Here is a 4253-nt window from a genome sequence, read left to right on the forward strand (position 1 = left end):
GGGTCGTCGCCCCCGACACGCGCAGCCCCTGGCTCCCGGGGCCCGAGGTCATGCTCTGGGCCTGCGTCCGGGCGGTCCGCGCGGCCTCCGCCGCCGACGTGCGGGTATCGATTTTTCCTCGCGCCGATCAGGATGCTAAGGTCTACGACGTCAGCAGGCGCCGCTAGCTCAGTTGGTTAGAGCAGCTGACTCTTAATCAGCGGGTCCGGGGTTCGAGTCCCTGGCGGCGCACAGACGAAGAAGGCCCCTCGCGCAAGCGGGGGGCCTTCTTGTCGTGCCCAGCCGCGCCGGTGCGAGCCTCCCGAAGGACGCCGGGACCAGCTCCGCGGAGGTGCTCAGGAACCCTCTTCGCCCACCGTCACCTTCACGGTCCAGACCCCCGCCCGGGTCCGGTCGGCGACTTCCACCCGCGTCCCGTCCTCCGGCACGGTGAAGGTCTCGCCCACGCCGAGCGGCGCGTCCGCGAGCGGCGGATAGACCGAGCGGTCCCAGCAGGCCTCGGTGTGCGGATGGGTGTCCACGACCTCGATCGGCCCGTCGCCGGACGCCGCCTCGTTCCGCACCCGGTAGACCAGCACGCCCTCGGTGCAGGTGTCCCGGTCGTTGCCCGTCGCGCCGCGCGCCTCGATCGCCAGGACGCTGCCCGAGCCGGTCCGCACGACCGCGAGCCGGTCGCCGACCGTGCCGTCGGCCACCGGCGCCGCCGCGATCGGCTCCAGGCTGAGCAGCCGCGAACCGGGACCCTGGACGCAGGTCACCTGGTTCCGCTCCAGCCATCCCAGCTTCCACTTGTGCCAGCCGAAGAGGTCGGGGGCCAGGCCGAACTGGCTGCCCATGACGTCCCAGTCGCCCACATGGGTGTCCCAGTCGCCCTTGCCGTCCACCGGCCGGTGGTAGAGGTCCGGCAGGTCGAAGACGTGCCCGGTCTCGTGGGCCAGCACGTTGCGGTCCGGAGGGTGCCGCTCGAAGACGGTGACGACCCGTTTGATCTCCTTTCCGTCGACGTCGAGCGGGTGGTCCAGGTTGACGACCTTCGTGGCGTCGGAGTCCACGCCCGGCGCGTCCGGGTCGGCGACCAGGTAGACGATGTCGTACCGCGAGAAGTCGACCCGGWCGTCCGCCGCGGCGATCGCGTCGCGCAGGTAGGCGGTGCGCCGGCCCGCGTCCCAGTCACGCCTTATGTCGTACGCGGAGGACGGCTGCGGCATCCGCGTCCACTCGCGGCGGACGWCCGGGAGCAGCGAGAAGCGCCCGTAGGAGGCGCGCCGGAAGAAGTCGTCGGTGCCGGGGAAGTAGTCGGCCGCCAGCTCGTCGGTGGTGGTCAGCGGGGTGGAGTCCGGGAAGGACAGGAAGATCATGACGGCGTCGAGGGAGTCGACCGGCTTGGGGTAGGAGCCGTTCCAGGTGTCCAGGCCCAGGGAGTGGTGGGCGGAGGTGCGGGGCAGGGCGCAGGGTCCGGCCGCGGGGGCACCCACGGCGGGGCCCGCCACGAGACCGGTCGCGGCGAGCGCGGCGAGGGAGGTGAACGCCGCCGACACGGCGCGCAGCCGCGGACGTTCCACTCCCCCGGGTGTCTGCTGACCCCTCACGTGGACCTCCGGCTCCGGAATAGGGGACACCCCACCCACCCTGTGCCGTTTCGCCGCGTTTCGCACTTTTCCGCTGCCCCAGTCGGGTGAGCGGGCGACACGGGGTCGACGCGACACGGCACGGCATCAGCTCACGGAAAGTCACATTCGGTCACGGCGACGTCGTCCCGTGTCAGACCCGCGCAGAAACGATCGGCCGGAGCCGCTCGGCCGAGCGACTCACGGCCCGTGGCGGACCGGAGGGCCCCACGGAGCTGGAACGGCCCCCCGGGCTACCTCTATGATCGGCACACTTTCAAGGCCGACCATCCCGAACCACATCTGTACGGCCCCGACTGCACTACGGGAGCGAGCGGTGAGCGGAACCCCCGAAGGACCGGTGCACGCCCAGCTCTCGCCCACACGGGAGCACACGCCTCCGATCACGGAGCGTCATCCCCACCCCCCGGCCGAGACGGGCCCGCGCACGCTCCCGACCGTCGAGGGCCGCACGGTCGCCGGGCTCCCCGCCGGGTCGGGACATACCTCCGATACGGGACTCCGGGCCGCTGCCGGGTGCCGCTCCGAGGCCGAGGCGCGCGACTACCGCGCCGCCTTCCGGGCCGCCCAGCTGGCGATGGCCGTCGTCGACGCCGACGGACTGGTGATCTCCGCCAACGACGCGTTCGGCACCCTCCTCGGCACCGAGGCGGACGCGCTCCGGGAACAGGCGGCCGCCGATCTCGTCGACCTCGCCTCCGACGCCCGCACCTGGCACGCGTACCACGAGGTGCTCCGCGGCCGTCGCTCCCGCCTCAGCTGCACCCGCCGGCTCAAGCATCCCGACGGGCGCTCCCTGTGGGCCGAGGTCACCGTCGCCCCCGTGCCCGAGAGCCCGCGCGTCCTGCTCTCGATCGCCGACATCAGCGACCGTCGCGAGCTCCAGGCACGCCTGCGACACCTCCAGATGCACGATCCGGTGACCCGGCTGCCCAACCGGACGCTGTTCTTCGAACGGCTGGCGGCCGCCCTCGACGGGCCCGCGGCGGACGGCGGCCCGGGGACCGTCCCCTGCCCGGGCGGGACCACGGACGGCGGATCGTCGTACGAGTCCTACGAGTCATACGAGTCGTACGGGCATGGCAGAACAGGGCGGATCGGCCTCTGCTACCTCGACCTGGACGGCTTCAAGGCCGTCAACGACACGCTGGGGCACCGGGTCGGCGACCGGCTCCTCGCCGCCGTGGCCTCCCGGCTCACGGAGTGCGCGGACAGCGACGGGTACACCCGCAGCGGCGGACATCTGGTGGCGCGCCTCGGCGGCGACGAGTTCGCGATCCTGGTCGAGGACTCGGCGGGCACGGAGCAGCTCGCGGACCTGGCGCAGTCCGTCCTGACCGCGCTCCAGCAGCCCTTCGACCTCGCCGGTCAGCGGCTCTCGGTCTCCGCCTCGATCGGCGTGGTGGAGCGGGCCGCCTCGGGAACGACGGCGACGGGGCTGATGCAGGCCGCGGACACGACGCTGTACTGGGCGAAGGCCGACGGCAAGGCCCGCTGGACCCTCTTCGACCCGGAGCGCAACGCCCACCGGATGACGCGCCAGGCGCTCAGCTCGACCCTGCGCCCCGCCGTGGAGCGCAACGAGTTCGCCCTCGAGTACCAGCCACTGGTGGGACTGTCGGACGGTGCCGTGCGCGGGGTGGAGGCCCTGGTGCGGTGGAACCACCCCCAGTTCGGCCCGCTCCCGCCGAATCGGTTCATCGGGATCGCCGAGGAGGACGGCTCGATCGTGGAGCTCGGCCGGTGGGTGCTGCGGACCGCGTGCCGCCAGGCCCGGCAGTGGCAGCAGGACCACCCCCGGGAACGGCCGCTCTTCGTGAGCGTCAACGTGGCCGTCCGCCAGGTCTGGGACTCCGACCTGGTGGCGGACGTGGCGGGCATCCTGGCCGAGACCGGGCTGGCACCGCACCTGCTCCAGTTGGAGCTGACCGAGTCCGCGGTGATGGGCTCGGCCGGCCGGCCGCTCCAGGCGCTCCAGGCGCTGAGCGACATGGGCGTGCAGATCGCGATCGACGACTTCGGGACGGGCTACTCGAACCTGGCCTATCTGAGCCGGCTGCCGGTCTCGGCCCTCAAGCTCGACGGCTCCTTCGTCCGCGGCTTCCAGGACGAGGCGCACCCCAACCCCGCGGACGAGCTCATCGTGGAGGCGCTGGTCCAGCTGGCGCACCGGCTCGGTCTGACGGTGACCGCCGAGTGCGTGGAGACCTCGGGCCAGGCGACCCGGCTGCGCCGCATCGGCTGCGACACCGGCCAGGGCTGGCTGTACTCCCGGGCGGTGACCCCCGACCGCATCGCGGCACTGATCGGCGCCGCTCCCCTGCCGGCCTGAAACCGTTCGCCGCGCCGGGCCGGGCGGCCGGGGCGGCACATGGATGCTGCCCCCGGCCGGAGGGACATCCGGGCGGGGGCAGCGGTCATGAGGGGGTGTCAGCCGGTGGTCAGCAGGCGCCCTGGTCCTTCCAGACGCCCCACTCGCCGGTCGTACCCGGCTCCTCGTTCTGGGTCCACCACTGGGCCTTCCAGGTGTGGCCCTTGTGGGAGACCAGCGCACCGCCGGTGTAGACCGTGCCCGCCACGTACGCCGGGGACGTGCAGCCGGTGGTCGGCGGCGGGGTCGTGGGC

3 protein-coding genes and 1 tRNA gene are annotated in these 4253 nt (G+C 72.8%); 2 read left to right on the forward strand and 2 right to left on the reverse strand.

From position 1 onward, the window contains the following. Positions 1–157 precede the first annotated feature (157 nt). Positions 158–231 (forward strand) — tRNA-Lys (locus EAO71_RS14565). Between the two features lie 104 nt (positions 232–335). Here EAO71_RS14565 and EAO71_RS14570 read toward each other — a convergent pair. Beyond that, positions 336–1589, reverse strand: coding sequence for a M6 family metalloprotease domain-containing protein (locus tag EAO71_RS14570; RefSeq protein WP_147978127.1), 1254 nt, complete (start codon positions 1587–1589; stop codon positions 336–338). Positions 1590–1944: 355 nt separating this feature from the next. Between EAO71_RS14570 and EAO71_RS14575 the strand changes: the two genes are divergently transcribed. Further along, complete coding sequence (locus tag EAO71_RS14575; protein WP_261992133.1) at positions 1945–3960, forward strand: putative bifunctional diguanylate cyclase/phosphodiesterase; 2016 nt, start codon at positions 1945–1947, stop codon at positions 3958–3960. A 109-nt stretch (positions 3961–4069) separates the two neighbouring features. On the opposite strand, the gene EAO71_RS14580 is transcribed toward EAO71_RS14575, so the two are convergent. Continuing rightward, on the reverse strand, positions 4070–4253 hold a 184-nt coding region (locus tag EAO71_RS14580), incomplete at its 5' end, for a carbohydrate-binding protein (RefSeq protein ID WP_261992134.1).

This window comes from Streptomyces sp. MS191, assembly GCF_008042125.1.
Lineage (GTDB): Bacteria > Actinomycetota > Actinomycetes > Streptomycetales > Streptomycetaceae > Streptomyces.